Origin of the sequence: Pseudomonas sp. MPDS (assembly GCF_013283895.1) — a bacterium.
Lineage (GTDB): Bacteria > Pseudomonadota > Gammaproteobacteria > Pseudomonadales > Pseudomonadaceae > Aquipseudomonas > Aquipseudomonas rhizophila.
In genome coordinates, this window is sequence record NZ_CP054128.1 from 2,416,561 (window position 1) to 2,441,716 (window position 25,156).

The 25,156-nt window shown below is 60.2% G+C and carries 21 protein-coding genes; 11 read left to right on the forward strand and 10 right to left on the reverse strand.

From position 1 onward, the window contains the following. The first annotated feature begins 255 nt into the window (after window positions 1-255). The 8 genes from tig (at window position 256) to HQ912_RS10735 (ending at window position 10,206) form a co-directional block, all read left to right on the forward strand. On the forward strand, window positions 256-1,566 hold the full coding sequence (tig, locus tag HQ912_RS10700) for a trigger factor (protein ID WP_047228499.1): 1,311 nt from the start codon (window positions 256-258) through the stop codon (window positions 1,564-1,566). Window positions 1,567-1,659: 93 nt separating this feature from the next. Beyond that, the gene (gene clpP / locus HQ912_RS10705; RefSeq protein ID WP_003183177.1) at window positions 1,660-2,301 is read left to right on the forward strand and encodes an ATP-dependent Clp endopeptidase proteolytic subunit ClpP; all 642 of its coding nucleotides are present in this window, start codon (window positions 1,660-1,662) and stop codon (window positions 2,299-2,301) included. Between the two features lie 107 nt (window positions 2,302-2,408). Then, a complete protein-coding gene (gene clpX / locus HQ912_RS10710) occupies window positions 2,409-3,692 on the forward strand; it encodes an ATP-dependent Clp protease ATP-binding subunit ClpX (RefSeq protein WP_047228498.1) in 1,284 nt (427 codons plus the stop codon). Between the two features lie 161 nt (window positions 3,693-3,853). Beyond that, the gene (gene lon / locus HQ912_RS10715) at window positions 3,854-6,250 is read left to right on the forward strand and encodes an endopeptidase La (RefSeq protein WP_076383967.1); all 2,397 of its coding nucleotides are present in this window, start codon (window positions 3,854-3,856) and stop codon (window positions 6,248-6,250) included. Window positions 6,251-6,398: 148 nt separating this feature from the next. Then, complete coding sequence (locus HQ912_RS10720; RefSeq protein WP_047228496.1) at window positions 6,399-6,674, forward strand: HU family DNA-binding protein; 276 nt, start codon at window positions 6,399-6,401, stop codon at window positions 6,672-6,674. A gap of 225 nt (window positions 6,675-6,899) precedes the next feature. Next, a complete protein-coding gene (locus tag HQ912_RS10725) occupies window positions 6,900-8,771 on the forward strand; it encodes a SurA N-terminal domain-containing protein (RefSeq protein WP_173406764.1) in 1,872 nt (623 codons plus the stop codon). Between the two features lie 221 nt (window positions 8,772-8,992). Then, window positions 8,993-9,943 carry a DUF2242 domain-containing protein gene (locus tag HQ912_RS10730; RefSeq protein ID WP_047228494.1) on the forward strand — a complete coding sequence of 317 codons (951 nt, stop codon included), beginning with the start codon at window positions 8,993-8,995 and terminating at the stop codon, window positions 9,941-9,943. 116 nt (window positions 9,944-10,059) lie between these two features. Further along, window positions 10,060-10,206, forward strand: coding sequence for a hypothetical protein (locus HQ912_RS10735; RefSeq protein WP_171061343.1), 147 nt, complete (start codon window positions 10,060-10,062; stop codon window positions 10,204-10,206). 41 nt (window positions 10,207-10,247) lie between these two features. Here HQ912_RS10735 and HQ912_RS10740 read toward each other — a convergent pair whose 3' ends face one another. Together HQ912_RS10740 and HQ912_RS10745 are read right to left on the reverse strand one after the other, a co-directional pair. Then, window positions 10,248-11,285: an AraC family transcriptional regulator gene (locus tag HQ912_RS10740; RefSeq protein ID WP_047228493.1), complete on the reverse strand. Its 1,038-nt coding sequence runs from the start codon at window positions 11,283-11,285 to the stop codon at window positions 10,248-10,250. A gap of 4 nt (window positions 11,286-11,289) precedes the next feature. Further along, window positions 11,290-12,420, reverse strand: a complete 1,131-nt coding sequence (locus HQ912_RS10745) for a carbon-nitrogen hydrolase family protein (RefSeq protein ID WP_076383970.1) — start codon at window positions 12,418-12,420, stop codon at window positions 11,290-11,292. A gap of 209 nt (window positions 12,421-12,629) precedes the next feature. Here HQ912_RS10745 and HQ912_RS10750 point away from each other — a divergent pair, with 209 nt between their 5' ends. Together HQ912_RS10750 and HQ912_RS10755 are read left to right on the forward strand one after the other, a co-directional pair. Next, a complete protein-coding gene (locus tag HQ912_RS10750; RefSeq protein WP_107322277.1) occupies window positions 12,630-14,669 on the forward strand; it encodes an FAD-dependent oxidoreductase in 2,040 nt (679 codons plus the stop codon). Between the two features lie 199 nt (window positions 14,670-14,868). Continuing rightward, entirely contained in the window at window positions 14,869-15,777 is a 909-nt protein-coding gene (locus HQ912_RS10755; protein ID WP_047228490.1) for a 1-aminocyclopropane-1-carboxylate deaminase/D-cysteine desulfhydrase, read from the forward strand. Between the two features lie 6 nt (window positions 15,778-15,783). On the opposite strand, the gene HQ912_RS10760 is transcribed toward HQ912_RS10755, so the two are convergent. Together HQ912_RS10760 and HQ912_RS10765 are read right to left on the reverse strand one after the other, a co-directional pair. Then, complete coding sequence (locus tag HQ912_RS10760; protein WP_047228489.1) at window positions 15,784-16,332, reverse strand: cytochrome b; 549 nt, start codon at window positions 16,330-16,332, stop codon at window positions 15,784-15,786. A gap of 189 nt (window positions 16,333-16,521) precedes the next feature. Next, window positions 16,522-17,928 (reverse strand): type VI secretion system Vgr family protein, encoded by a 1,407-nt coding sequence (locus tag HQ912_RS10765; protein WP_047228488.1) that lies wholly within the window; start codon window positions 17,926-17,928, stop codon window positions 16,522-16,524. Between the two features lie 220 nt (window positions 17,929-18,148). Here HQ912_RS10765 and HQ912_RS10770 point away from each other — a divergent pair, with 220 nt between their 5' ends. After that, window positions 18,149-18,853, forward strand: a complete 705-nt coding sequence (locus HQ912_RS10770; RefSeq protein ID WP_047228487.1) for a YebC/PmpR family DNA-binding transcriptional regulator — start codon at window positions 18,149-18,151, stop codon at window positions 18,851-18,853. Here the strand turns inward: HQ912_RS10770 and HQ912_RS10775 are convergent. The 6 genes from HQ912_RS10775 to HQ912_RS10800 form a co-directional block, all read right to left on the reverse strand. Next, entirely contained in the window at window positions 18,850-20,205 is a 1,356-nt protein-coding gene (locus HQ912_RS10775; protein WP_173406765.1) for a leucine-rich repeat-containing protein kinase family protein, read from the reverse strand. The genes HQ912_RS10770 and HQ912_RS10775 overlap by 4 nt on opposite strands. 151 nt (window positions 20,206-20,356) lie before the next feature. Beyond that, the gene (locus tag HQ912_RS10780) at window positions 20,357-21,418 is read right to left on the reverse strand and encodes an ABC transporter substrate-binding protein (protein WP_047228486.1); all 1,062 of its coding nucleotides are present in this window, start codon (window positions 21,416-21,418) and stop codon (window positions 20,357-20,359) included. Window positions 21,419-21,436: 18 nt separating this feature from the next. Beyond that, entirely contained in the window at window positions 21,437-22,552 is a 1,116-nt protein-coding gene (locus tag HQ912_RS10785) for an NAD(P)/FAD-dependent oxidoreductase (RefSeq protein WP_047228485.1), read from the reverse strand. Next, on the reverse strand, window positions 22,549-23,904 hold the full coding sequence (locus HQ912_RS10790) for an NAD(P)/FAD-dependent oxidoreductase (RefSeq protein ID WP_047228484.1): 1,356 nt from the start codon (window positions 23,902-23,904) through the stop codon (window positions 22,549-22,551). Before HQ912_RS10790 ends, HQ912_RS10785 begins: the two co-directional genes overlap by 4 nt. Before the next feature lie 154 nt (window positions 23,905-24,058). Then, window positions 24,059-24,349: a (2Fe-2S)-binding protein gene (locus HQ912_RS10795; protein WP_047228483.1), complete on the reverse strand. Its 291-nt coding sequence runs from the start codon at window positions 24,347-24,349 to the stop codon at window positions 24,059-24,061. 7 nt (window positions 24,350-24,356) lie between these two features. After that, window positions 24,357-25,151: an ABC transporter permease gene (locus HQ912_RS10800; RefSeq protein ID WP_047228482.1), complete on the reverse strand. Its 795-nt coding sequence runs from the start codon at window positions 25,149-25,151 to the stop codon at window positions 24,357-24,359. Window positions 25,152-25,156: the final 5 nt, after the last annotated feature.

The window sequence follows — 25,156 nt, forward strand, 5'->3', positions numbered from 1 at the left end:
GTCTCCTCGCGAGACCGGATGCCGGGCGCGCGGGTTTGCTGCTCCTATATATAGAAGCATTGACCCAGAGCCTTGCAGCGACCGACTGTATTTGCAATCCGGGCGAGGCATGACCGTATGTCCGCTCCTAAATTCGGCGCCTGTTTCCAGCCCTTTTTCAGTAGGGTGACTTCTTGAGTTTGACCTACTAGAATGCATGCCCTTGATTCTGGGGTCGGAAACGCCCGGCCAACGTCTGTGCAACGAGGAATATCCATGCAAGTTTCTGTTGAAAATACTTCTGCTCTTGAGCGCCGCATGAGCATCACCGTGCCGGCTGAGCGCATCGAGACTCAGGTCAACAAGCGTCTGCAGCAGACTGCCCAAAAGGCCAAAATCCCAGGTTTCCGCCCAGGCAAAGTGCCAATGAGCGTGATCCGTCAGCGTTATGAAGCTGACGCACGTCAGGAAGCCGTGGGCGATGTGATCCAGTCTTCGTTCTACGAAGCGGTCGTCGAGCAGAAGCTGAACCCGGCCGGTGCTCCGTCCGTCGAGCCTAAAGTGCTGGAAAAGGGCAAGGACCTGGAGTTCATCGCCACGTTCGAAGTGTTCCCTGAGTTCACGGTTGCCGGTTTCGAGTCCATCTCCGTCGAGCGTCTGAGCGCCGATGTTTCGGATGCCGACCTGGACAAGATGCTGGACATCCTGCGCAAGCAGAACACCCGTTTCGAAGTGGCCGATCGTGCTGCCCAGAACGAAGATCAACTGAACATCGATTTCGTCGGCAAGGTCGACGGTGAAGTGTTCGCCGGTGGTTCCGCCAAGGCTACTCAGCTGGTGCTGGGCTCTGGCCGCATGATCCCTGGCTTCGAAGATGGCCTGGTTGGCGCCAAGGCCGGTGAAGAGCGCGTTCTGAACCTGACCTTCCCTGAGGACTATCAGAACCTGGACCTGGCTGGTAAATCCGCCGAGTTCACCGTGACCGTCAACAGCGTTTCCGAGCCGAAACTGCCAGAGCTGAACGAAGAGTTCTTCGCCCAGTTCGGCATCAAGGAAACCGGTCTGGAAGGTTTCCGCGCCGAAGTTCGCAAGAACATGGAGCGTGAGCTGCGTCAGGCCATCAAGTCCAAGGTCAAGAACCAGGTCATGGACGGTCTGCTGGCCTCCAACCCGATCGAAGTGCCAAAGGCTCTGCTGGACAACGAAGTGAACCGTCTGCGTGTACAGGCTGTTCAACAGTTCGGCGGCAACATCAAGCCGGATCAACTGCCCGCTGAGCTGTTCGAAGAGCAAGCCAAGCGCCGCGTTGTGCTGGGCCTGATCGTTGCTGAAGTGGTCAAGCAGTTCGAACTCAAGCCTGACGAAGCCCGCGTTCGCGAGCTGATCCAGGAAATGGCTTCGGCCTATCAGGAGCCTGAGCAAGTCGTGTCCTGGTACTACAAGAACGACCAGCAACTGAACGAAGTCCGTTCGGTTGTGCTGGAAGAACAAGTTGTGGATACTGTTCTGCAGAAAGCTAGCGTGACCGATAAAGCGGTCTCTTACGAAGAAGCGGTCAAGCCGGTGGAAGCTCCACAAGCCGATTGATCGTTCTGCGGTAAGAAATACACACCCATAAGCCAGCCTTCGCGCTGGCTTATGCGTATTCAAGACATAACTATTTGGGAGTGACTGCGAGACATGTCCCGCAATTCTTTTTATCAGCAGAGCTCTGACATCCAAGCCGCAGGCGGCCTGGTCCCGATGGTTATCGAGCAGTCTGCCCGTGGCGAACGTGCCTATGACATCTACTCGCGTCTGCTCAAGGAACGCGTCATCTTCCTGATCGGCCCCGTTGAAGACTACATGGCCAACCTGGTTGCGGCGCAACTGCTGTTCCTTGAAGCGGAAAACCCGGACAAGGATATCCATCTGTACATCAACTCACCTGGTGGCTCGGTGACAGCAGGCATGTCGATCTACGACACCATGCAGTTCATCAAGCCTGACGTTTCCACCATCTGCATCGGCCAGGCCTGCAGCATGGGCGCATTCCTGCTCGCCGGTGGCGCAGCGGGCAAGCGTCACTGCCTGCCTAATTCGCGCATGATGATTCACCAGCCGTTGGGTGGTTTCCAGGGGCAGGCGTCGGATATCGACATCCATGCCAAGGAAATCCTCCACATTCGTTCGCGCCTGAACTCGCTGCTGGCCCATCACACCGGCCAAAGCCTCGAAACCATTGAGCGTGACACCGAGCGTGACAACTTCATGAGCGCTGAGCGTGCGGCCGAATATGGCCTGATCGACTCCGTGATCAACAAGCGTCAAATGCCTGCCTAAGCCGCTCAAAATGCAGGTGGTTGGGATGACCGGCCGCCTGCGGGCTTGAAAAAGCCCGCAATTGCCTTCATCTTGTGTTGCAAGCCTATCGGATTTGGATCGATCGAATGACTGACACCCGCAACGGCGAGGACAACGGCAAACTGCTTTATTGCTCCTTCTGTGGCAAAAGCCAGCATGAAGTACGCAAATTGATTGCCGGCCCCTCGGTCTTCATTTGCGACGAGTGCGTCGACCTGTGCAATGACATCATCCGCGAGGAGGTGCAGGAAGCCCAGGCCGAAAGCAGCGCGCATAAGTTGCCTTCGCCTAAAGAAATCAGCGGCATCCTTGATCAATATGTCATTGGTCAGGAGCGCGCGAAAAAGGTACTGGCCGTAGCGGTGTACAACCACTACAAGCGCCTGAACCAACGTGACAAAAAGAATGACGAGGTCGAGCTCGGCAAGAGCAACATCCTGCTGATCGGCCCGACAGGCTCGGGTAAAACCCTGCTTGCCGAAACCCTGGCCCGTTTGCTGAACGTTCCGTTCACCATCGCCGACGCAACCACCCTTACCGAGGCGGGTTATGTGGGTGAGGATGTCGAGAACATCATTCAGAAACTGCTGCAGAAGTGCGATTACGATGTGGAAAAGGCCCAGATGGGTATCGTCTACATCGACGAAATCGACAAGATTTCCCGCAAGTCCGACAACCCGTCCATCACCCGGGATGTTTCCGGCGAGGGCGTGCAGCAGGCCTTGCTCAAGCTGATCGAAGGTACCGTGGCTTCCGTTCCGCCTCAGGGTGGTCGCAAGCATCCGCAGCAGGAGTTCCTGCAGGTCGACACGCGTAACATTCTGTTCATCTGCGGTGGCGCGTTCTCCGGCCTGGAAAAGGTTATTCAAAACCGTTCCACCCGTGGCGGCATTGGTTTCAACGCCGAAGTGCGCAGTAAGGAAGAGGGTAAGAAGGTCGGTGAATCCCTGCGTGAAGTCGAACCTGATGATTTGGTCAAGTTCGGTCTGATCCCGGAATTCGTGGGTCGCTTGCCGGTCCTGGCGACACTGGACGAGTTGGATGAAGCTGCACTGATGCAGATTCTGACCGAGCCGAAGAATGCCCTGACCAAGCAATATGCCAAGCTGTTCGAAATGGAAGGTGTAGACCTGGAGTTCCGTTCCGACGCGCTGAAATCGGTTGCCAAACGAGCCCTGGAGCGTAAAACCGGTGCCCGTGGGTTGCGCTCGATTCTGGAAGGCGTATTGCTCGACACGATGTATGAGATCCCCTCGCAGTCTGAGGTGAGTAAAGTCGTGATCGATGAAAGCGTTATAGAAGGTAAGTCCAAGCCTTTGTATATCTACGAAAACAAAGAGCCGGCTGCCAAGGCCGCGCCGGACGCTTAAGCGTCCCGGTGCCGGAATAAAGAAGGGGCCTTCGGGCCCCTTTGCTTTTTGCGCGTTTTAGACGTGTCTTTGCGCTTGTTTTTTTTCAAGGCTGCCCCCATCTTGGTTTCAAGCTTACTTCCATCTGTTTCCGGCCTTGTGGCCGCCGTAGAGGCGAAATCATGAAGACAACCATCGAATTGCCTCTCCTGCCATTGCGTGATGTCGTGGTTTATCCGCACATGGTTATCCCGCTGTTCGTGGGGCGCGAGAAGTCTATCGAAGCCCTCGAGGCTGCGATGACGGGTGACAAGCAGATTCTTCTGTTGGCGCAGAGAAATCCTGCTGACGATGATCCCGGCGAAGACGCACTTTATCGCGTAGGCACAATTGCAACAGTTCTGCAGCTGCTCAAGCTGCCCGACGGCACCGTCAAGGTCCTGGTCGAAGGTGAGCAGCGTGGCACGGTCGAGCGTTTCAGCGAAGTGGACGGCCATTGCCGGGCCGAAGTGTCGCTGATCGACGAAGTGGACGCCCCCGAGCGTGAGTCCGAGGTGTTTGTCCGCAGTCTTCTGTCGCAGTTCGAACAATACGTGCAGTTGGGCAAGAAGGTGCCTGCTGAGGTCCTGTCGTCGCTTAACAGCATCGACGAACCTGGACGGCTGGTCGATACGATGGCGGCCCACATGGCCCTCAAGATCGAGCAGAAGCAGGAAATTCTCGAAATCATCGATTTGTCTGCCCGTGTCGAACACGTGCTGGCATTGCTGGATGGCGAAATCGACCTGCTGCAGGTCGAGAAGCGCATTCGTGGTCGCGTCAAGAAGCAGATGGAGCGCAGCCAGCGCGAGTACTACCTGAATGAGCAGATGAAGGCCATTCAGAAGGAACTTGGCGATGGTGACGAAGGGCACAACGAAATCGAAGAGCTGAAAAAGCGCATCGATGCCGCGGGCCTGCCCAAGGATGCACTTGCCAAGGCCCAGGCCGAGCTGAACAAGCTCAAGCAAATGTCGCCTATGTCTGCCGAAGCCACTGTGGTGCGCTCCTATATCGACTGGCTGGTTCAGGTGCCTTGGAAGGCGCAAAGCAAGGTCCGTCTGGACCTGGCCCGCGCCGAAGATATTCTCGATGCCGACCACTACGGTCTGGAAGAGGTCAAGGAACGTATCCTCGAATACCTCGCCGTGCAAAAACGCGTGAAGAAAATTCGCGGGCCGGTACTGTGCCTGGTGGGGCCTCCCGGGGTCGGTAAAACATCGCTGGCAGAGTCGATTGCCCACGCGACCAATCGTAAATTCGTGCGCATGGCTCTCGGTGGCGTGCGCGATGAAGCGGAAATTCGGGGGCATCGCCGCACTTATATCGGGTCGATGCCAGGAAGATTGATTCAAAAGATGACTAAGGTTGGCGTGCGCAATCCGCTGTTTCTTTTGGATGAAATCGACAAGATGGGCAGCGATATGCGCGGCGATCCCGCTTCTGCGCTGCTCGAAGTGCTCGATCCGGAGCAGAATCACAATTTCAACGATCACTATCTGGAGGTCGACTACGACCTGTCGGACGTGATGTTCCTCTGCACCTCCAACTCCATGAACATTCCGCCAGCACTGCTGGACCGGATGGAGGTGATCCGTCTGCCGGGCTACACCGAAGACGAGAAGATCAACATCGCCGTCAAATACCTTTCGCCCAAGCAGATCCAGGCCAACGGCCTGAAAAAAGGCGAGCTGGAATTTGACGAGGAAGCGATTCGCGACATTATCCGCTACTACACTCGCGAGGCGGGTGTGCGTGGTCTGGAGCGGCAAATTGCCAAGGTCTGCCGCAAGGCGGTCAAAGAGCATGCGCTGGAAAAACGCTTCGCGGTCAAGGTTACTTCGGACCTGCTGGAGCACTTCCTGGGTGTTCGCAAGTTCCGCTACGGCCTCGCCGAGCAGCAGGATCAGATTGGTCAGGTGACTGGCCTTGCGTGGACTCAGGTCGGTGGCGAGTTGCTGACTATCGAAGCGGCCGTAGTACCGGGCAAGGGTCAACTGATCAAGACCGGTTCGCTGGGCGATGTGATGGTCGAGTCGATCACCGCAGCGCTGACGGTCGTGCGCAGCCGCGCCCGGAGCCTGGGCATCCCCCTGGACTTCCACGAGAAGCGCGACACCCATATCCACATGCCTGAAGGGGCTACGCCCAAGGACGGCCCGAGCGCCGGCGTAGGCATGTGCACGGCCCTGGTATCCGCGCTGACCGGCATTCCTGTGCGCGCCGACGTCGCCATGACGGGTGAAATCACCCTGCGTGGCCAGGTATTGGCCATCGGCGGTCTGAAGGAAAAACTGCTGGCGGCTCACCGTGGCGGGATCAAGATCGTGATCATTCCCGAGGAGAATGTCCGCGATTTGAAGGAGATTCCTGACAACATTAAGCAGGATCTTCAGATCAAACCGGTTAAATGGATTGACGAGGTCCTGCAAATTGCGCTGCAATACGCGCCGGAGCCCTTGCCGGATGTGGCTCCGGAGATAGTCGCGAAGGAAGACAAGCGAGAGTCTGACTCTAAGGAAAGAATTAGCACGCATTAATACGCATTTGCCTGGGGGGCTTCCTTGACAGTTTTTTAGAGCCCTTGTTATAAAGCGGCTCTTAAGTGTCTGTAGGCCATTCAGCACTCGTTTTTGCTTTCACCAAAAAAACTTAGAATCATCTCAAATAGATATAAGGGGACTTAGAGTGAACAAGTCGGAACTGATTGATGCTATCGCTGCATCCGCTGATATCCCGAAAGCTGCTGCTGGCCGTGCGCTGGACGCTGTAATCGAATCCGTCACTGGCGCTCTCAAGGCCGGCGACTCCGTAGTTCTGGTTGGTTTCGGCACCTTCTCCGTGACTGATCGCCCAGCGCGTACCGGCCGCAACCCGCAGACCGGCCAAACGCTGGAAATCCCTGCTGCCAAAAAGCCTGGTTTCAAAGCTGGCAAGGCATTGAAAGAAGCTGTTAACGACTAAGGTTTCACCGAGTTTATCCGGGTCGGGGTCATGCCTGGCTTGGCAGCGGAGCGGTCATACAGCCGGTTTGTAGCCGGTGTGTCACGCCAGGACTCGCGGGTTTGAGTCCGGTCCGCTCCGCCAGTTACGAGAAGGCGCATCCTCGGATGCGCCTTTCTTCTATCCGGATTCTACCCACGCTCCACGGTTGCCTAAATTTGAAGTTCAACCGTTTCTGGGGGACGCATGCTGCAGAATATCAGGGACAATTCACAAGGCTGGATTGCCAAAACCATCATCGGGGTCATCGTCGTATTGATGGCGTTGACCGGTTTCGATGCCATTTTTCAAGCTACCACCAACAGTAATGACGCAGCCAAGGTCAACGGCGAAGAGATCAGCCAGAACGAGCTGAGCCAGGCGGTCGACATGCAACGCCGCCAGCTCATGCAACAGCTGGGCAAGGATTTCGACGCTTCGTTGCTGGACGAAAAAATGCTGCGCGACTCAGCGCTCAAAGGCCTGATCGATCGCAAGCTGTTGCTGCAAGGCGCGCAAGATTCGAAATTCGCCTTCTCCGAAGCCGCGCTGGATCAAGTGATCCTGCAAACGCCTGAGTTTCAGGTCGATGGCAAATTCAGCGCCGAGCGTTTCGATCAGGTGATCCGCCAGCTGGGTTACAGCCGCATGCAATTTCGTCAGATGCTGGCTCAGGAGATGCTGATCGGCCAGTTGCGCGCAGGTCTGGCGGGGAGTGGTTTTGTCACCGACGCCCAGGTGTTGGCCTTCGCCCGTCTGGAAAAACAGACCCGGGATTTCGCCACCTTGAATATCCAGGCCGACTCGTCGACGGTCAAACTGACCGATGATGAGGTCAAGGCTTACTACGATAAGCATGCCAAGGAATTCATGACGCCCGACCAGGTGGTCATCGACTACCTTGAGCTGAAGAAGGCTTCTTTCTTCGATCAGGTCAGCGTCAAGGATGAAGACCTGCAAGCGGCCTATCAGAAAGAAATCGCGAACCTGTCCGAACAGCGTCGTGCTGCGCACATCCTGATCGAAGTGAACGATAAGGTCACCGAAGACCAGGCCAAGGCGAAGATCGAAGAGATTCAGGCTCGTTTGGCCAAAGGCGAATCGTTTGAGGCGTTGGCCAAGGAGTTCTCCCAGGACCCAGGTTCGGCGAACAGCGGCGGCGATCTCGGTTATGCCGGTCCGGGTGTCTACGATCCGGAGTTCGAAAAGGCTCTGTATGCGTTGAGCAAGGATCAGGTATCGGCACCGGTGCGTACCGATTTCGGTTTTCACCTGATCAAGTTGTTGGGAGTCGAAGCGCCTGAAGTGCCAACGTTTGCCAGCCTCAAGGACAAGCTTGTTCGCGAGCTGAAAACCCAGCAGGTTGAGCAGCGTTTCGTGGAGGCGACCAAGCAACTGGAGGATGCCTCTTTCGAAGCCTCCGACCTGGCACAGCCGGCTCAGGACCTGAAACTGACCGTCCACACTTCGGCGCCGTTCGGCCGTGAGGGTGGGGAGGGGATCGCGGCCAACCGCGCCGTGGTGACCGCCGCGTTCAGCCCGGAGGTACTGGATGAGGGTGCAAACAGCACCGCCATCGAGCTGGACCCGGAAACCGTGGTGGTGCTGCGTGCCAAGGAGCACCGCAAGCCCGAGCAAATGCCACTGGAAAGCGTGGACGGGGCCATTCGCGCTCAACTGGCGAAGGAACATGCCAGTGCGGCGGCCAAGACCCGGGCCGAGGAGTTGATTGCCGGTTTGCGCGATGGCAAGACGGCCCTGGATCAACCTGTCGACGGTCAGAAATGGAAGGTCATCGAGGCGGCGACTCGAAGCCAGGAAGGGATTGATCCGGCGGTGTTGCAGGCATTGTTCCGGATGCCTAAACCCGAATCGAAAGACAAGCCGACGTTCAGCAGTGTGACGTTGCCCGACGGCAGTCTGGTCATCGTGCGTTTGAACGGCGTGAACGAAGCGGCGGCACCGAGCGATGAGGAGAAGGCGCAATACCGCCGTTATCTCGCTTCTCGTGTCGGCCAGCAGGACTTCGCTGCCTATCGCAAGCAGTTGGAGAGTGAGGCGGACATCGAGCGCTTCTAAGTGCTCTGATGGTTTGCCCCACAACGACCCGGCCGAAAGGCCGGGTTTTTTGTGTCTGCTTGTTGCATCGGGCAGTATCTTCGTCGCTCCACCGAATTCGCGTCTTTTTCCCGCAAATAACCCCCAGTAGACTTGTAACCCGTTTGAGACAAGATTAGCCACGCGGCCTGGCAGCGTTCTGTTGCACAATACGCCCCGGATCGTTTTCCTCAGGATGTTCAATGTTCAAATCATTCCCTATGCGCACCGTCGGGCTGGCACTGGTGCTGGCCGCTGCAGCCGGTTGCTCGTCGAAGAAAACAGCTATCTACGAGCATGAAAACTTCGATGACTCCGGTACGTTCTCGCGTTCCTATTCAGTGAATGATGCGGCGACCTGCGAAGCCGGGCGCCGGGCATTGCTCAGCCAGGGCTACATCATTACCAGTAGCGATCCGAAGCTGGTCAGCGGTCACAAGAGTTTTCAGCAGACCGGCGAAACCCATATGGAGATCAGCTTCAATCTGGTCTGTGCGCAAGACAGTGGTCCCGGACACCGTGCGACCATGTTTGCCAACGCCTTGCAGGACCGTTATGCGCTGAAAAAAACCAACAACTCCGCCAGCTTGGGCGTGGGGGTGCTGGGATCGGTGTCGATGCCGATCGGCTCGTCCGATGATTCGATGGTCAAGGTCGCCAGCGAAACCGTGTCGTCGGCGAAGTTCTATGAGCGTTTCTTTGCCCTCGTGGAGTTGTTCCTGCCTCCCGAGGCGAAGAAACCCGTGGAAGAAACCGAAAAACCCAAGGCTGAGCTTGGCGTTCCGGAACCCCAGGTCGAGCCGGCGGCGTTGTCACCGGTTTCTACTCCGGAGCCGACACCGATGCCTGTTCCTGCACCAGAGCCGGCACCGATTCCTGTACCTGCTCTTGCTCCAGAGCCGGAGCCGGCTCCCGAATCGGCTCCCGAACCGGCACCAGCACCAGTCGCGCCGGTGGAGGAGGCCACGCCCGCGCCTGCCGAGACTTCTCCGGCCAGTTCGGAGCCGGTCGCGCCGCCGGCGGAGCCCGCGCCCATCGCACCCAGCGAGCCTCAACTATCAGAGCCTGAGTCGTCGACGCAAGCCATTACACCGCCACCCTCCAGCGCCTTGCCGGCCCCCTCCGAGCCGATCCAGCCGCTTCCCGCCTCTTGATGCTCAGTGGCAAGGGTGGAAATCCCTTGCCACACCTGCACGCAGTAATTTCCCAGCGCTGTGCTACGTTTAATTCATGAAGCTTTTGCTTCATGTTTTGTTCATAAAGCGGCTTTATGCTGATTCCAGCGCCATCAGGCATCGGTTTCAACGTTACGTTATGGGAAGGATTCAAGATGGATGATTATCAGGAAGAGCTGCTGGAATATCAGGCGTATGAGCTTGATCCCCTGGAACCCGCCGAGGATGCGACAGAGCTGTAAATCCGCTAAAAACGACACGTTATCAGCGGCAGGTTTGCAGCCTAACTGCTTCTACGACTGCGCCGAAACTCGCCCGGAGTCTGGTTGTTCCAGCGCTTGAAGGCGCGTTGAAAGGCTTCCGCTGAGGCGAACCCCAGCAGGTACGCGATTTCACCGAACGCCAGTTCAGTGTCGCGAATGTAGGTCATGGCCAGGTCGCGGCGAGTGTCGTTGAGGATTGCGCGAAATTGCGTGCCTTCTTCGGCCAGTTTGCGACGCAGTGTCCAGGTCGGCAGCTTCAGACGCGCCGCCACTTCTTCCAGGTCGGGTTCCCGACCGCCGTTGAGCAAGGGCCCCAGCAGTTGGATGATGCGCTCGCGCAGGCTGCGGGTGCGCGTCAATTGCTCCAGTTCCCGTTCACACAACTGAACCAGGTGTCGCCAGGTGCCGGGGCAATGTTGGGGGTTGCGTTGGGCGAGACTGTCGAGTCCCAGGCGTAGCTGATTATGTTCGGCACCGAACTGGATCGGGCAGTCACCGAGCGCGCGATAGGCCTCCAGGTATGCCGGTGCTTCGAACTCGATTTCCACCCGTTCAGCCCTCAACGCGACAGCACTCACGCAGGACAGCTGCGCCAGCCAGCCGGCGATGATCGAATCCACGACGAAGCGGTTGTAGGCGTTATAGGGGCTGATGGAATAGAACCGCAGCCACGCGCCTCGGGCATCTTCATGAAAACTCGACTGACCGCGATAGTTGGAGCCGTACAGCGGCTCGAAGCGGATCATGCACCGCGCGGCTTCGCGCACCGTCGGTGCCTGGGCCGCCGTCACGCCTGCCAGCCCGGCCTGGCTCAAGCGGCTAAGTTGGCCCATGCGCAAACCCAAGGCAGGGTCCTGGGTCTGTTGGATGGCGGCGTGCCCCAGGCGCATGTAGCGCGGGATCGACAGACGAGCACCGGGCTCGGCCAGGCGTGCCGCATCCAGACCGTATTGTTCAAGCAAAGGCTGGGGGTCGTGGCCATGGCTGGCAACCGCGTCGGCCAGGCTATGGACGAAGCTGACTGACAAGTCTCCCAGTCGCATCGGTTGCGGTTTCATGGTGTTACAGCCACAGGTTCAGCAGACGGGCGCCACGAGCTTCACCGTCGGGAAAATGCTCGCCGTCATGGCTGATGAAACTCTGCCCGGCGTTACCGTTGTCCCAGAACTGACCTCGCAGGAAGACACTGACGCCGCCCCTGGCCTGGCTGCTGGGCGGCTGGCTGGTCAGTGTCAGGCGATGCCAGGCCTGGCCTTCACTCACTTCCCCAGGCTTGAGGCTGACTTCGCTCGGTGTGGACAGGCCCCTATAGCCACCCCAGGGTTTTTCCCAGGTATGGCGACCGTTGACAAAGGCAGGCACTGCCACCAATTGCGCCCCCTGTTCATTCAACTGCCGATAATGAACCGGGTACCAACTGTCGCTGCCGATCAGCACGCCCAGGCGACCGGCAGGGGTGTCGACGACGCTGATTGTGTCCGGATGGTCTGGCCCCAGCACGCCCTGTTGCTCGAACATGGGGTGCTGTTGGCGCTGTGGCTGGCCCAGCGGCCGACCGTCGCGGCCGAACACCACGCTACTGTTGTACAACGGGCCCCGGCCAACTTTCAGTTGGCCATCGCTGACGCTTGGCTCGGGCAGCACGATGGAGCCGGCCACCAGAGTCACGCCGAACTCCTTGGCGAGTCCGCCGAACAGTGCCTGGTAGTCACGGGCCATGGTGTCGGCTTTCATGCGCAGGTAAGCATCGTCCAGCCGGTTGTCACCTTTTGCGCTGACCAGCGCCTGGATGAACGCCAGCGGGTTGCTGACCGCCAGCCAGTTCATCGCTTCCTTCAACGTGGCGGCCTGATACAACTCGTCTTTTTCCCCGGCGATCATCAACCAGGTGCCAATGTGCTCGGGCAAGACCACCACGGTTTTGTCATTGAGCAAGCCCAGGTCACGAGCGGTTTGCAAATAGGCCGCCAGTTTGCGGTGCAGGCGTTCGGGGCTCTGGTAGTCGGTGGGGAACAGTTCGGGCTGGATGCCCAGCAAGTTGCCTTGATCGGCAGGGGTGCCCTGGTTCACCGCCAGGTTGATGCGAAGGTCTGACAGGTAATGACCCGCCGGACGATCCACCGTCCACAGTGCGTAGGTGATCAGGGCGGCAATCAAGGCCAGTGACAACAGCAAGTACAGAAATTTGCGCATGGGGAACAGTCAGCGGCCGTGTGCGGATTCACTGACTAGGGTAGGGCCCACGATGGGGTGTTGCCAAGGGGCGTTGCGCATTTGGATCATTAAGTTGTCAGTTACGGCCATTGAGCACGCAGCTTCCCGCTCTTAGGCTGTCTGGCATGACTGATGGAAGCCGCAGAGCCTCCGCATTTTTTCCGTGATCGCCCGTTGTGGAGTTATCGATGACCACCCCTCATTACCCGCACCTGCTGGCCCCGCTGGACCTGGGTTTTACCACGTTGCGCAATCGCACCCTGATGGGGTCGATGCACACGGGTCTTGAAGAAAAGCCCGGTGGTTTCGAGCGCATGGCGGCGTATTTTGCCGAGCGCGCTCGTGGCGGCGTGGGGCTGATGGTCACCGGCGGAATCGGGCCGAATGACGAGGGCGGCGTTTACTCCGGCGCGGCCAAGCTGACCACCGAGGAAGAAGCCCTCAAGCACCAGATTGTGACCCGTGCCGTACATGAGGCCGGCGGCAAGATCTGCATGCAGATTCTCCACGCCGGGCGCTATGCCTACAGCCCCAAGCAGGTGGCGCCGAGCGCGATCCAGGCACCGATCAACCCGTTCAAGCCCAAGGAGCTGGACGAAGAGGGCATCGAAAAGCAGATCAGTGATTTTGTCACCTGTTCGGTCCTGGCCCAGAAAGCCGAGTACGACGGTGTCGAGATCATGGGCTCGGAAGGTTATTTCATTAACCAGTTCCTGGCGGCCCATACCAACCACCGCACCGATCGCTGGGGCGGCAGCTATGAAAACCGCATGCGCCTGCCGGTGGAAATCGTGCGTCGGGTGCGTGAGGCGGTCGGCCCCAACTTCATCATTATCTTTCGCCTGTCGATGCTCGACCTGGTGGAAGGTGGCAGCAGTTGGGATGAAATCGTTCAGTTGGCCAAAGCCATCGAGCAGGCCGGGGCGACGATCATCAACACCGGTATCGGCTGGCACGAGGCGCGGATTCCTACCATCGCCACCAAGGTTCCGCGGGCGGCGTTCAGCAAGGTCACAGCCAAACTGCGCGGCTCAGTGAGTATTCCGCTGATCACCACCAACCGCATCAACACCCCGGAAGTGGCCGAGCAGATCCTGGCCGAAGGCGACGCCGATATGGTGTCCATGGCGCGGCCTTTCCTGGCCGATCCGGAGTTCGTCAACAAGGCTGCCGCCGGGCGCGCGGATGAAATCAATACCTGCATCGGCTGTAACCAGGCCTGTCTGGACCATACCTTTGGCGGCAAGCTCACCAGTTGCCTGGTGAACCCGCGGGCGTGCCATGAAACCGAGCTCAATTACTTGCCGGTCACCGAGGTGAAAAAAATCGCTGTGGTCGGTGCCGGTCCGGCCGGTTTGTCCGCTGCTACCGTGGCGGCCGAACGGGGTCATCAGGTGACGCTGTTCGATTCGGCCAGCGAAATTGGTGGCCAGTTCAATATCGCCAAGCGGGTGCCGGGCAAGGAAGAGTTCTTCGAAACCCTGCGTTATTTCAAGCGCAAGTTGCAGACCAGCCACGTCGAGCTGTGCCTCAACACGCGGGTGGATGTCGCGCAATTGGTCGCGGGCGGTTTTGACGAGATCATCCTGGCCACCGGTATCGCACCGCGAGTGCCGGCGATTCCCGGGGTGGAGCATGCCAAGGTCCTCAGCTACCTGGATGTGATTCTGGAGCGCAAGCCAGTGGGCCGCAGCGTCGCGGTGATCGGGGCCGGCGGTATCGGCTTCGACGTGTCGGAGTTCCTGGTCCACCAAGGGGTTGCCACCAGCCAGGACCGTGAAGCGTTCTGGAAAGAATGGGGGATCGATACCCTGCTCCAGGCGCGCGGCGGTGTGGCGGGTATCAAAGCCGAGCCCCATGCCCCGGCGCGGCAAGTGTTCCTGTTGCAGCGCAAGAAATCCAAGGTGGGCGACGGCCTGGGCAAGACCACCGGCTGGATTCACCGCACGGGCCTGAAGAACAAGCAGGTGCAGATGCTCAACAGCGTCGAGTACCTGAAAATCGATGACGAAGGCTTGCACATCCGCATCGGTGAAACCGGCGAGCCGCAGGTGCTGGCCGTGGATAACATCGTGATCTGCGCCGGCCAGGATCCGTTGCGTGAGTTGCAGCAAGGCCTGGAAGCCGCAGGGCAAACCGTCCACCTCATTGGCGGTGCCGACGTAGCGGCAGAACTGGATGCCAAGCGGGCGATCAATCAGGGTTCGCGATTGGCGGCGCAGTTGTAAAGACCGAATCTTCGGGGGCTGAGCCCCTGTGGGAGCGAGCCTGCTCGCGATAGCGATGAGTCAGTTGCATGAGTGTTTACTGACCCACCGCCATCGCGAGCAGGCTCGCTCCCACAAGGGGTTGCAATGAACACAGGCACTGAGGTCATCCGCGACCTAGCTGTTAAACTTGCGGCTCGTCCCGATTCGGCCTGCTGCAATGTTGCTTTCCTGCCTCGACTGGCACCCCCAACCCCGCCTGGAACTCCTTCATCTGGACTGGCTCGCCCGTGCCGGAGTTGAAGTGGCGGTGCTGCGTCTGGACCAGATTGACCCCCTGATCAGCGGCAACAAGTGGTTCAAGCTGGTTCACCATGTGCGCGCTGCCCATGAGGCCGGTGCCAAGGGGATCATGAGCCTGGGCGGTGTCTATTCCAACCATCTGCATGCGCTGGCGACGGCTGGCAAGCGCTTCGGGTTCCCAACGGTCGGGCTGCTGCGCGGCAATCCCCAGGAAACGCCGACGGTCCTTGACCTCAAAGCGTTCGACATGGATCTGCACTGGCTGGGTTATGGCGGATACCGAGGGCGGCACGCCGCGGATTTCTGGCAACCCTGGCAGGCGCAATACCCGCAGCTGCATCCGGTGCCTGAGGGCGGTTCAGGGTTGTCCGGCGCGCAGGGTTGCATGGATTGGGTGGCCGGGGCGCGTGAACAATTGGCGGCGTTGGGCTGGGTGGATTATCACGGCTGGTGGCTGGCCTGCGGTACCGGGACCTCCCTGGCGGGGCTGGTGTTGGCTGAAGCGGGGGAGCACCCGGTCTACGGCGTGTTGGCTGTGCCTGCGGATCACGGCGTGGCGCAGCAGGTCGAAAGCATCGTGGGGCAAGCAGGTCTCTGCAACCCGCGTTATGAGTTGTTCGACGGCAGCCGTGGCGGCTTCGCCCGGGTCGACGCCGAACTCGTCGCCTTCATCCACGCCACTGGCGCCATCGAACTGGAGCCGCTGTATACCGGCAAGGCGTTGATGCTGCTCAAGGCGCGGGTCGAGGCCGGACAGTTTGCCCGTGGCACCCGCTTGATTTTCGTTCACACCGGCGGCTTGCAAGGCCGCCGAGGGTTTGAATAACCAGCGTCAGCCGCGTTTGGGCATCATCCGCAGCAGGGTGTTATCGCGCACGATGTAGTGGTGGTACAGCCCCGCCAGGGCATGCAGGCCAATCAGCCAGTAGCCGATGGTGCCTCCCAACTCATGCCAGCCCTCCAGTTGTTTGGCAAAGTCTTTGTCCTGATCGATCAGCAGTGGCAAATCGAAACCATAGAACATCACCTGATGCCCTTCGGCACTGGTGATCAGCCACCCCAGCAATGGCATGGCGATCATGAACAGGTACAACGCCCAGTGCATCAGGTGGGCAAGGAAGGTCTGCCAGGCAGGCGAGGCGGGAAAGATGGCTGGAGCCTTCCCCATGCTGCGGGCGAACAGGCGTAGCCAGACCAGCGCAAACACGGTCAGGCCGAGCATGAAGTGAGCTTCTTTGATCAGGGTCCGGCCGTCACTGCCTTTGGGGAATATCCCTCGCAGTTCGATGCAGGCATAAACCACGGCCAGTAGAATCAGCATCAGCCAATGCAGGGAGACCGTGACGGTACTGTAGCGGTTTTCCGAGCTTTTCCAGGGCATGCAGGTATCTCCAGTCATCAGGTAGAGCACCGTCTTATGCGGCGTAGTGCTCCTACTGTAAGCCCGTTTTTTCGGGTTCGCTTGAGCCAGATCAGTTTCGCCAGTATGGACAACCCCGATCAATGCATTCACAGGATGGCGGCTGTTGCGCCGCTGCGCGGGAGTAAGCGCCCTGGTCACGCAAGGAGGTCAGGGTGTCAGGTCTGGCGGATTCAGGAGCCAGTCCAATAGCAGCCTTGTGTCATTTTGACCCTGCACCGGTTTCGTTTGTATGGCGGGCTGCCCACCGCCGACATCGCCTACCCCCAGGCATAGCACCGGTCGGTCGGGGTCACCATCGAGAAAGCTCACCAGCACTACGCTGCCGGTCCTCAGGGCGGGCCGCTCATTCAGCGTCAGGCGTGACACCGGCAGGGTGATGCCTTCGTTATCCGGGGTCCACAGGCTGACAGTGACACGGCCGCGGTGATCGGGGCGTGTCGGCTGATGGTCAGGGTCGAGTACGTACGCGAGGTGATAGCCGGGGATGCAGGGTCTTGGATGCTTGAGGGCAGGCCTGAATACGGTGGACCATGGGATGGCCGAAAACCGGTTACGGTAATCGCGGGTCGCCGGTGTGGGCGACAGATTGGTTTCAAGGATGGAAAATTGCCGTCCGCGATGCTGGATATCGGTGATCAGCCACTGGTCGTTGAAAGTGGACTCCGGATGTTCACTGATCTGCACGATATGACCGCTGCGCAGGAAGGGCTGGTGGCTCTGGCCCTGGATTTCCCGCTGTCGACAGCGCAGCCGCTCAAGTCTGCGGCGGCCGGCCTGGTAGCGATGAGCCAACGTCGGACTGCTGCGTATCGTCTCGTGATTTTCACCTTCGAAGGCGTGATTGGCCGCGCTGTCCCCGGCTTGGCTTGTGTCGCGATCACTGAAGCCGGCCGGCAGGCCATGGGTCATTGCGCAGTGTCGCTGGTACACCTGCCTGATGGCTGGTTGCTGGCCGGGATCAGGGCGCAGGTTCAGTTCGATCGGACGGGCGGGAAAACTTTTCGGGTCTTCGGCGAATACCAGGACATGGCCATGAACGGTGTGTTCGAAGTGGTAATGAATGCCTTCTTCTTCACACAACCGGTGCAGCAACTCCAGATCGCTCTCCTCGTACTGGATACAGAACGGGCGGCACGGGTACTGCCCATGGGGCAGTTCAAAGCGGTAGCTGTGGGCCGGCAGCGCATTGTCTTCCAGCAGTCGATGCAGGATCTGCACAGCGCTAAGCCGGTAGAAAACCCGTCGCCGTGGGCCCTGTTCCAGGCGCTGGAGGTACGGCACCAGCGTCAAGCGATAGCCGATGCGCTGTGGGGCATGGCTCGTCACGCCGACGCTGTGCACAACGCCATGCACACCGCATTCGCCATCGAGGCGCAGGAAGGCAGGCTGGTCCAGCAACGTGTCGGGATTGATCGGCGGCGACAGCCCGATCAATTCAAGGTCGAAACGGTATGGCTGATTAAGCGCTTCGCGACCGTTAAACCTCAGGACTTGCAGGCGCAAATCGCTTTGCGTGAGGGTCAGGCTGAAAGGACTTTCCGATTCGTTGCGCATCGCGGTTCTTACTGGCTGGGAAGATAAGTTCACGAGAGTACGAAACCGCAGGAGGAAAGGGGGCCCCAAATCGCCATTTCAGAAACTCCCTACAGCACGTCGGGGAAATGTTGATTCATCGGCGGTGATTTTTTGGTCGATCAGCCGGTTTAGGCCGTATAAACTTGCGCCACAGCGCCGGCCAGCAGATGTCTCGGCGCGACAGACAAGAGAGTGAGTAATGGGCGCACAGTGGAAGGTTAAACACAAAGAAGCGGCTGCCAACGCCAAGGGCAAGATCTTCGGCAAGCTGGTGAAGGAAATCACCATTGCCGCGCGCAACGGCGCTGACACTGCCACCAATGCGCATCTGCGACTGGTGGTCGAGCAGGCGAAAAAGGCCTCGATGCCCCGCGAGACCCTGGAGCGCGCGATCAAGAAAGGCTCCGGCCAGCTCGGCGAAACCGTGCAGTACCATCGTGTGACCTACGAAGGCTTCGCACCGCATCAGGTGCCGCTGATCGTCGAATGCGTGACCGATAACATCAACCGTACCGTCGCCGAGATTCGCGTTGCGTTTCGCAAGGGCCAACTGGGCGCCTCGGGTTCGGTCGCGTGGGACTTCAACCATGTCGGCATGATCGAAGCCGCCCCGGACAGCCCCGACGCTGATCCGGAAATGGCCGCCATCGAGGCCGGCGCCCAGGATTTCGAACCGGGCGAAGACGGCGCGACGCTGTTCCTCACTGATCCTTCCGACCTGGATGCGGTGCAGAAGGCGCTGCCGGAGCAAGGTTTCACTGTGCTGTCCGCCAAGCTCGGCTACCAGCCGAAAAACCCGGTCAGTGGCTTGACGGACGAGCAGATGGCCGAAGTCGAGGCGTTCCTTGAGGGCCTGGACAATCACGACGACGTGCAGGACATGTTTGTCGGGTTGGCCGGTTAAGCACCACAACCCCCTGTGGCGAGGGAGCCTGTTCCTTCGCCACAGTCGCGCAGTAAGCCTTCAATCTCCTCAAACCCCGGCCGCCCCAGCACCTGCGGCTGACAGCAGCGCGCCTGCAGATCCTGCAACGTTGCCAGTTCCTCAGCACTGAGCCCCGGTTCGATCCGCGCCAGCAGTTCCCCCAGCAAAATCCCGAACGCCCGCACTTCGATGCGTTGTAACGCACGGGTTTGCACCGTGTCGGCAGTGGCATGGAACGACGCCGCGCCAAAGTCGCCCAACAGGCAGTCGCCCTGGTCATTGCACAGAATATTGTGCCCGTACAAATCGCCGTGGGTAATGCCCTGGCGGTGCAGGTGCGCCGCCACCGAGGCGATGCCCAGGGCGATGCGCAAGGCCACGGGAGCGCTGAAACGCAGTGCGTCGGCATACACGTCGCGGGTGCAGGACTCCAGGCTCGGCAGCCCCGCCAGGTTGCGGTAGCTGGGCGCGATCAGGTCCATCACCAGTCCGGCCTGTTGCTCGGGGTGCCCGTTGATCTGGCCCAGCACGTCGATAAGGTTCGGATGACGACCTGCGGTGATGCAGGCGTGCATTTCATGCAATGGCGAGCCGTCGCTGGTCATCTGGCCTTTGTACAGTTTGAGCGCGACGTGTCGCGCGACCTGACCCGGTGGTTGCCATAGCGCCTGATGAATCACCCCCGAAGCGCCTTCGCCTAATTGTTGATGCACGTTCAGTTGCGACCAGTCGATGGGCGTCGTCCTCGCCAGGAGGTCGGCGTTGGCCTGGGTTTCCAGCGGGTTGCCGGCATAGGCCAGCCAACTCAGGCTTGGCAACTCGAGCAACCATTGCGGCAGCTCGGTCAATTGGTTGGCGGCGATGCGCAGCAGTTCAAGACGATGGCACTGCCCCAGGCTCGTGGGCAACTGCCGCAATCGGTTGCCGGCCAGCATGAGCTTTTGCAAGTGCGGGCGTTGGCCGAGCTCTTGCGGCAACTGACTGATGCGGTTGTCCGTCAGGATCAGCCAACGCAATAGTGGCGGCAGGGCAGTGCCGGGCACGCGTTCGATGCGGTTAGCCTTGAAACCGACCATGGTCAATGCCGCGCAGCGGCCCAGGCATTCGGGCAATTCAATGAAGTGGTTGTCCGAGCAGAACAACACCCGCAGGTGGGGCAACCGATGCAGATCATCGGGCAGCGCAGTCAATTGGTTGCCGCTGAGATTGAGGACTTCGAGCGAGTCGGCCAGGTCGAAAATTTCCCGGGGGAACTGTGTCAGGCCGCAGGACAGATCCAGCCGTTTGATGCCCGACAGCTGGCCGGCGCGCAGTTGAGCGAGGGTGTGCATGAGAGGTTCGCTGCTGATCAAGGGGCGGGCATCAAGCCCGAAGCCGCACAGTTAACCAATAATCAGTTCAACACAACACCCTGTGGCGAAGGTTTTATCTGTGGGAGCAAGACTTGCCCCCACAAGGCCCCCTCGCCAGCATCGAAGGTGTCTAGCGCTCGACGCTGCGGTTCCATCGCGCGTTCCAGGCCGGGCGTTGCTCGTTGACCTGGTCCCAATCCACCGCAATCGCCGTTTCCAGGTACTGCTTCATTGCCTCTACCTGGCCGCGGGTTTTGTCAGTGGTCGGTGTGGTGGGGTTGGACGGGATCTGGTCGCCTTCTTCCAGGGCGATGGCCTGGGCTTCGGGTGTCAGCAGGAAGGCGGCGAGCTTTTGCGCCAATTCAGGCTGGGTGTTCTGGGCAATGGCGCACTCAGCGACATTGAGCACCACCGCGCCTTCCTTGGGTTGCGCGTACTCGACCGGCATGCCCTTGAGTTTGAGCGCGGTCACTTGGGTCGGCGTCAACGGGAACAGCGCGGCTTCGTCGGTTTGCAGCATTTCGGAGATCTTCGCTGAGCTGGGGATGTATTCCAGCACGTTGGGTCCGACGGTGTTTGGCCAGGCCTTGAAGCCCGGTTCGACGTCAGTTTCGCTGCCGCCCTGGATCCGGTTGAACATCAGAAAACCGTGCAGGCCGAAGGTCGAGGAAGCCAGGGACTGGAACACCAGTTTGTCCTTGAAGCGCGGATCGGCCATGTCCATCCAGGAGGTGGGCGCACTCCAGCCATTTTCCTTGAACAACCGTGTGTTGTAGGCAAGTCCCGTGACACCGAGGCTGACGGCCACGGCTTGATCCTTGATGCGGCCCTTGGCCGGAATCTGGGCCAGGGGCGGGCTGTCTTCGAGCTTGTCGCACAGCCCCATGGCGATGGCGCGGTACATGATGCCGTCGTCGAGGAACATCACGTGCATTTGCGGGTTGCCTTTACTGGCCTGGACTTTCGCCAGGATGTCGGCGGAGGTGCCGGGCACGATCACCACTTTGACGTTGTTGGCTTTTTCGAAGGCCGGCAAGACCTTGTCGGCGTAAAGCCGCTCCATGGTCCCACCGTTCATGCCCAGATAAAGCGTCGGCTCGGCCATCGCCTGGCTGACGGGGAGCAGGGCGCCCAGGCAGGAGAAACCCAGCGAGCAGAAACCGAACAGTGCACTGCGTTTGACGTTATTCATTGGCGCGACCTTCCTCTATCAAGCAACGGAGATGGAGTGAAACCGGGTGATTGAAAACGCATCCAGCGACGTTTTTGACGCGCCGCAGCAGATGATCTCGGTGAGCGCCTGGCCCACCGCGGGACCGATCTGAAAACCTGCGCCGGCAAAGCCGAACGCATGCAACAGGCCGGGTTGGGTGCTGCTGTGGCCGATCACCGGTTGGCGATCGGGCAGGTAACCTTCGGTGCCGCTCCAGGTGCGAATCGCCTGGGCACCTTCCAAAAAAGGGTAGAGCTCGACGGCTTGGCGCAGGATGTCGACCACTGCGTTCTGGCCGGGGCGGGCGCGGGCATTGTCCAGGGCGAAACCTTGGCCGCCCCCCAGCACGCAATTGCCACGGGCGACCTGGCGGGCGTAGATACCGCCGCCCTCCACGCCGGTGCTGGCATCCATCACCAAGGGTAATGGCTCAGTGACCAGCATCGCTGGATGCCCGGCGTGCATCGGCACCGCTTCGCCAAATTGCGCGGCAAAATGGCTCGCCCAGGCGCCCGCGCAGTTCAGCAGCCAGGGGGCCTGAAGCACCAGGCCCGTTTCGGTACGCACACTAAAGTGCTGACCGTCATGCTCCACATGGCTGACTGCGCATTGTTCAAAGACCTGTGCGCCATGCCTGCGGGCCGCCTGGGCAAATGCCGGGGACACCAGTCGCGGATTGGCGTGGCCGTCGTCCGGGCAGAGGGATGCTCCGACTGCAACTGCGCCGACCCATGGGAAGCGGGCGCGCAACTGGTCACGATCCAGCAGTTGCAGATCAAGGCCGAAGCCCTGGCTGTTGGCGGCATAGTCGTGCAGGGCTCGCAAGTCGTCGGGGCTGCGGGCCAATTTCAGGTGACCGCTGCGCTGGTACTCCCCGTCGATGCCGATCAACTGCGGCAACTGGCTCCAGATTTCATGGGCCCGTTGCGACAACGGCAGTTGTGACAACGGTCGACCCTGGCGCCGCACGCCGCCGTAGTTGACGCCGCTGGAGTGCGAACCGCAGAAGTCTCGCTCCAGCAATGCCACCCGGCGTCCGGCTTTGCTCAGGAACAGCGCGGCCGAGGCGCCGACGATACCGCCGCCAATGATCACGACATCCACTTCGATCATGGTTCGACCTCCAGGCCAAACGGTACGGGTTTGACCGGTGCCTGTGCCCGCATCCGGCCGATTTCGCCGACCGGACGCCCGCTCTCGCTGGCAATGATTTCCGCCGCTGCCGCACCGCACATTCTCCCTTGGCAACGCCCCATGCCGACCCGGCAATGGGCCTTGACCCGGTTGATTTCCCAATGGCCTTCACCCACTACCTGGCGGATCTCGCCTGCGCTGACTTCTTCGCAGCGGCAGATCATCAGGTCGTCAGCGGCGTGGGCGGCCCAATCCGTGGGAAAGACAAAGGCGTGCTCCAGGCCCTGTCGGAAACGGCCGATGCGTTTCAGGGATTGTTCCAGTTGGGCGCAACGCTGCGGGTCGACCAGATAGCCGAGGTCTTCGAGCAAGGCCAGGGCCGCACGTTCGCCGGCGATTTCCGCGGCGTCGGCACCCATGATTCCGGCCCCGTCGCCTGCCAGGTAGATCCCCGGCACGCTGCTGCGACCGGCAGGGTCACGCTGCGGCAGCCAGGCACGGTTTAGGGGGCTCCAGGAAAATTCGCAGCCCAGCAGGTCAGCCAGTTGGGTTTCGCTGCGCAAGCCGTGGGCGAAGGCCACCGCGTCGCAGTCGAGCGATTGCAAGCCTTTTGCATTGCGCCACTGCAATGACTGGACGCGTCGTTCTCCGTCGATACGCGACAGGCTCGCACCCTGATGCACAGCGATGCCGTGGCTGCTCAGCCAGGCGCGATAGTAGAGCCCCTTGGCCAGTGTGGCCGGTTGAGCCAGCAGGCCGGGCAGGGCGCGGGCCTGGGCGCTCAAGGGCGAGCTGTCGAGTACCGCGACCACCTTGGCGCCGGCCTTGGCGTATTGATAAGCCACCAGATAAAGCAAAGGGCCGCTGCCGGCGAACACCACCCGTTCGCCGATGGCGCAACCCTGGAACTTCAGGGCGATCTGCGCCGCGCCCAGGCTGTACACACCTGGCAGAGTCCATCCCGGAGCGGGAAGGATTCGGTCAGTGGCGCCCGTTGCGACGATCACGCTGGCGTACTCCAGGCGCGCGGCGCGGCCTTCATGCAAGGTATCCAGCAGGCCCGACTCGGCGTTCCACACCAGTGTGTCTGGCCGGTAATCGAGCTGTTCGCGCAACGCGTCGAAGGTTTGGTGCAGGGCGCTGGCTTTGTGCGCCTCAAAGCCATACAGCTTGGCCGGCGAGCGCTTGAAGTTGGCCGGTTGTTGCCGATAGATCTGTCCGCCACCGCGTGCGGCTTCATCCAGCAGGACGGGGTATACGCCGTGGGCGACCAAGGTCTGGGCGGCGCGGATACCCGCCGGCCCGGCCCCGATGATGACTACCGGTTTCATAGCCACCTCGCAGGCGATGCTGTGGGATTTATGCTGCTATCGCCGCCGCCATCGCGAGCAGGTTCGCTGCCACAGGGGGACGGTGGTGATGCTTGCTGCAAGTCCCCTGTGGCAGCGAGTCTGTTCGCGATGGGGCCATTCCAGACGGCATTGTTCATGGCTGGCGCCCCGGTTCGCGGGTGATCTGCTGGCCGGCTTCAAGTAGCGTCGAGCAGGCGCGCACGCGGCGGCCGTCGCCCAGCCGGACCCAGCAATCCTGGCAGGCGCCCATCAGGCAGAAACCGGCCCGGGGCTCGGCGCTGAAGTCGCTGCCGCGCAAGTGTTCACTGCAGGTCAGCACAGCGGTAAGCAGGGTATCGCCCAGCAGACCGATGGCCGGTTTGCCGTCGAGGATAAAGTCCAATGCCGGGCGGTCGCCTTCGGCCAGTCGTTTCAACAGAGCCATGGCGCCCTCATTGTTTGCCCACCAGAACTCGATCCAGGCCATAGACCCGGTCGAGCAGAATCATGGTCAGCGCCGTGAGCGCGATGACCAGCGCCGACACCGCCGCCATCATCGGGTCGATGGATTCGGTGGCGTAGACATACATGCGCACCGGCAGGGTTTGCGTGGCCGGTGAAGTGACGAAGATCGACAAGGTGACCTCGTCGAAGCTGTTGATGAACGCCAGCAACCAGCCTCCGGCTACCCCGGGCAGGATCATCGGCAAGGTGATTTGCCGAAACAGCGTGAAGCGCCCGGCCCCTAGCGATTGCGCGGCCTGCTCGGCGCTGCGGTCCAGGCCGATGGCCGAGGCCAGCACCAGACGCAGTACATACGGTGTAATCACCAGCACATGGGCGAAGATCAGCCAGGTGAAGCTGCCGTTCACGCCCATCAGCGCAAACAGCCGCAGCAACGCCACACCCAGTACCAGGTGTGGAATGATGATCGGCGACAGGAACAAGCCATTGAAAAAATCCCGGCCAGGGAATTCGAGCCGTGTGATCGCCAGCGCCGCCGGCACCGCGATCAACGTCGCCAACGACGCCGCACTGAATGCCAGGATCAGGCTGTTGTAGAACGCATCGATAAAGTCGGCGCGTTCGAACACCGCACGGAACCAGCGCAGGGAAAACGCCGTGGTCGGCAGGCTCAGGGTATTTTCCGGGGTGAAGGCAACAAGACAGACCACCACCAGCGGCGCCATCATGAACACCACCACCAGGGCATGAAACAACAGGGCGAAAGGACCGTTCCTGGACATGATGA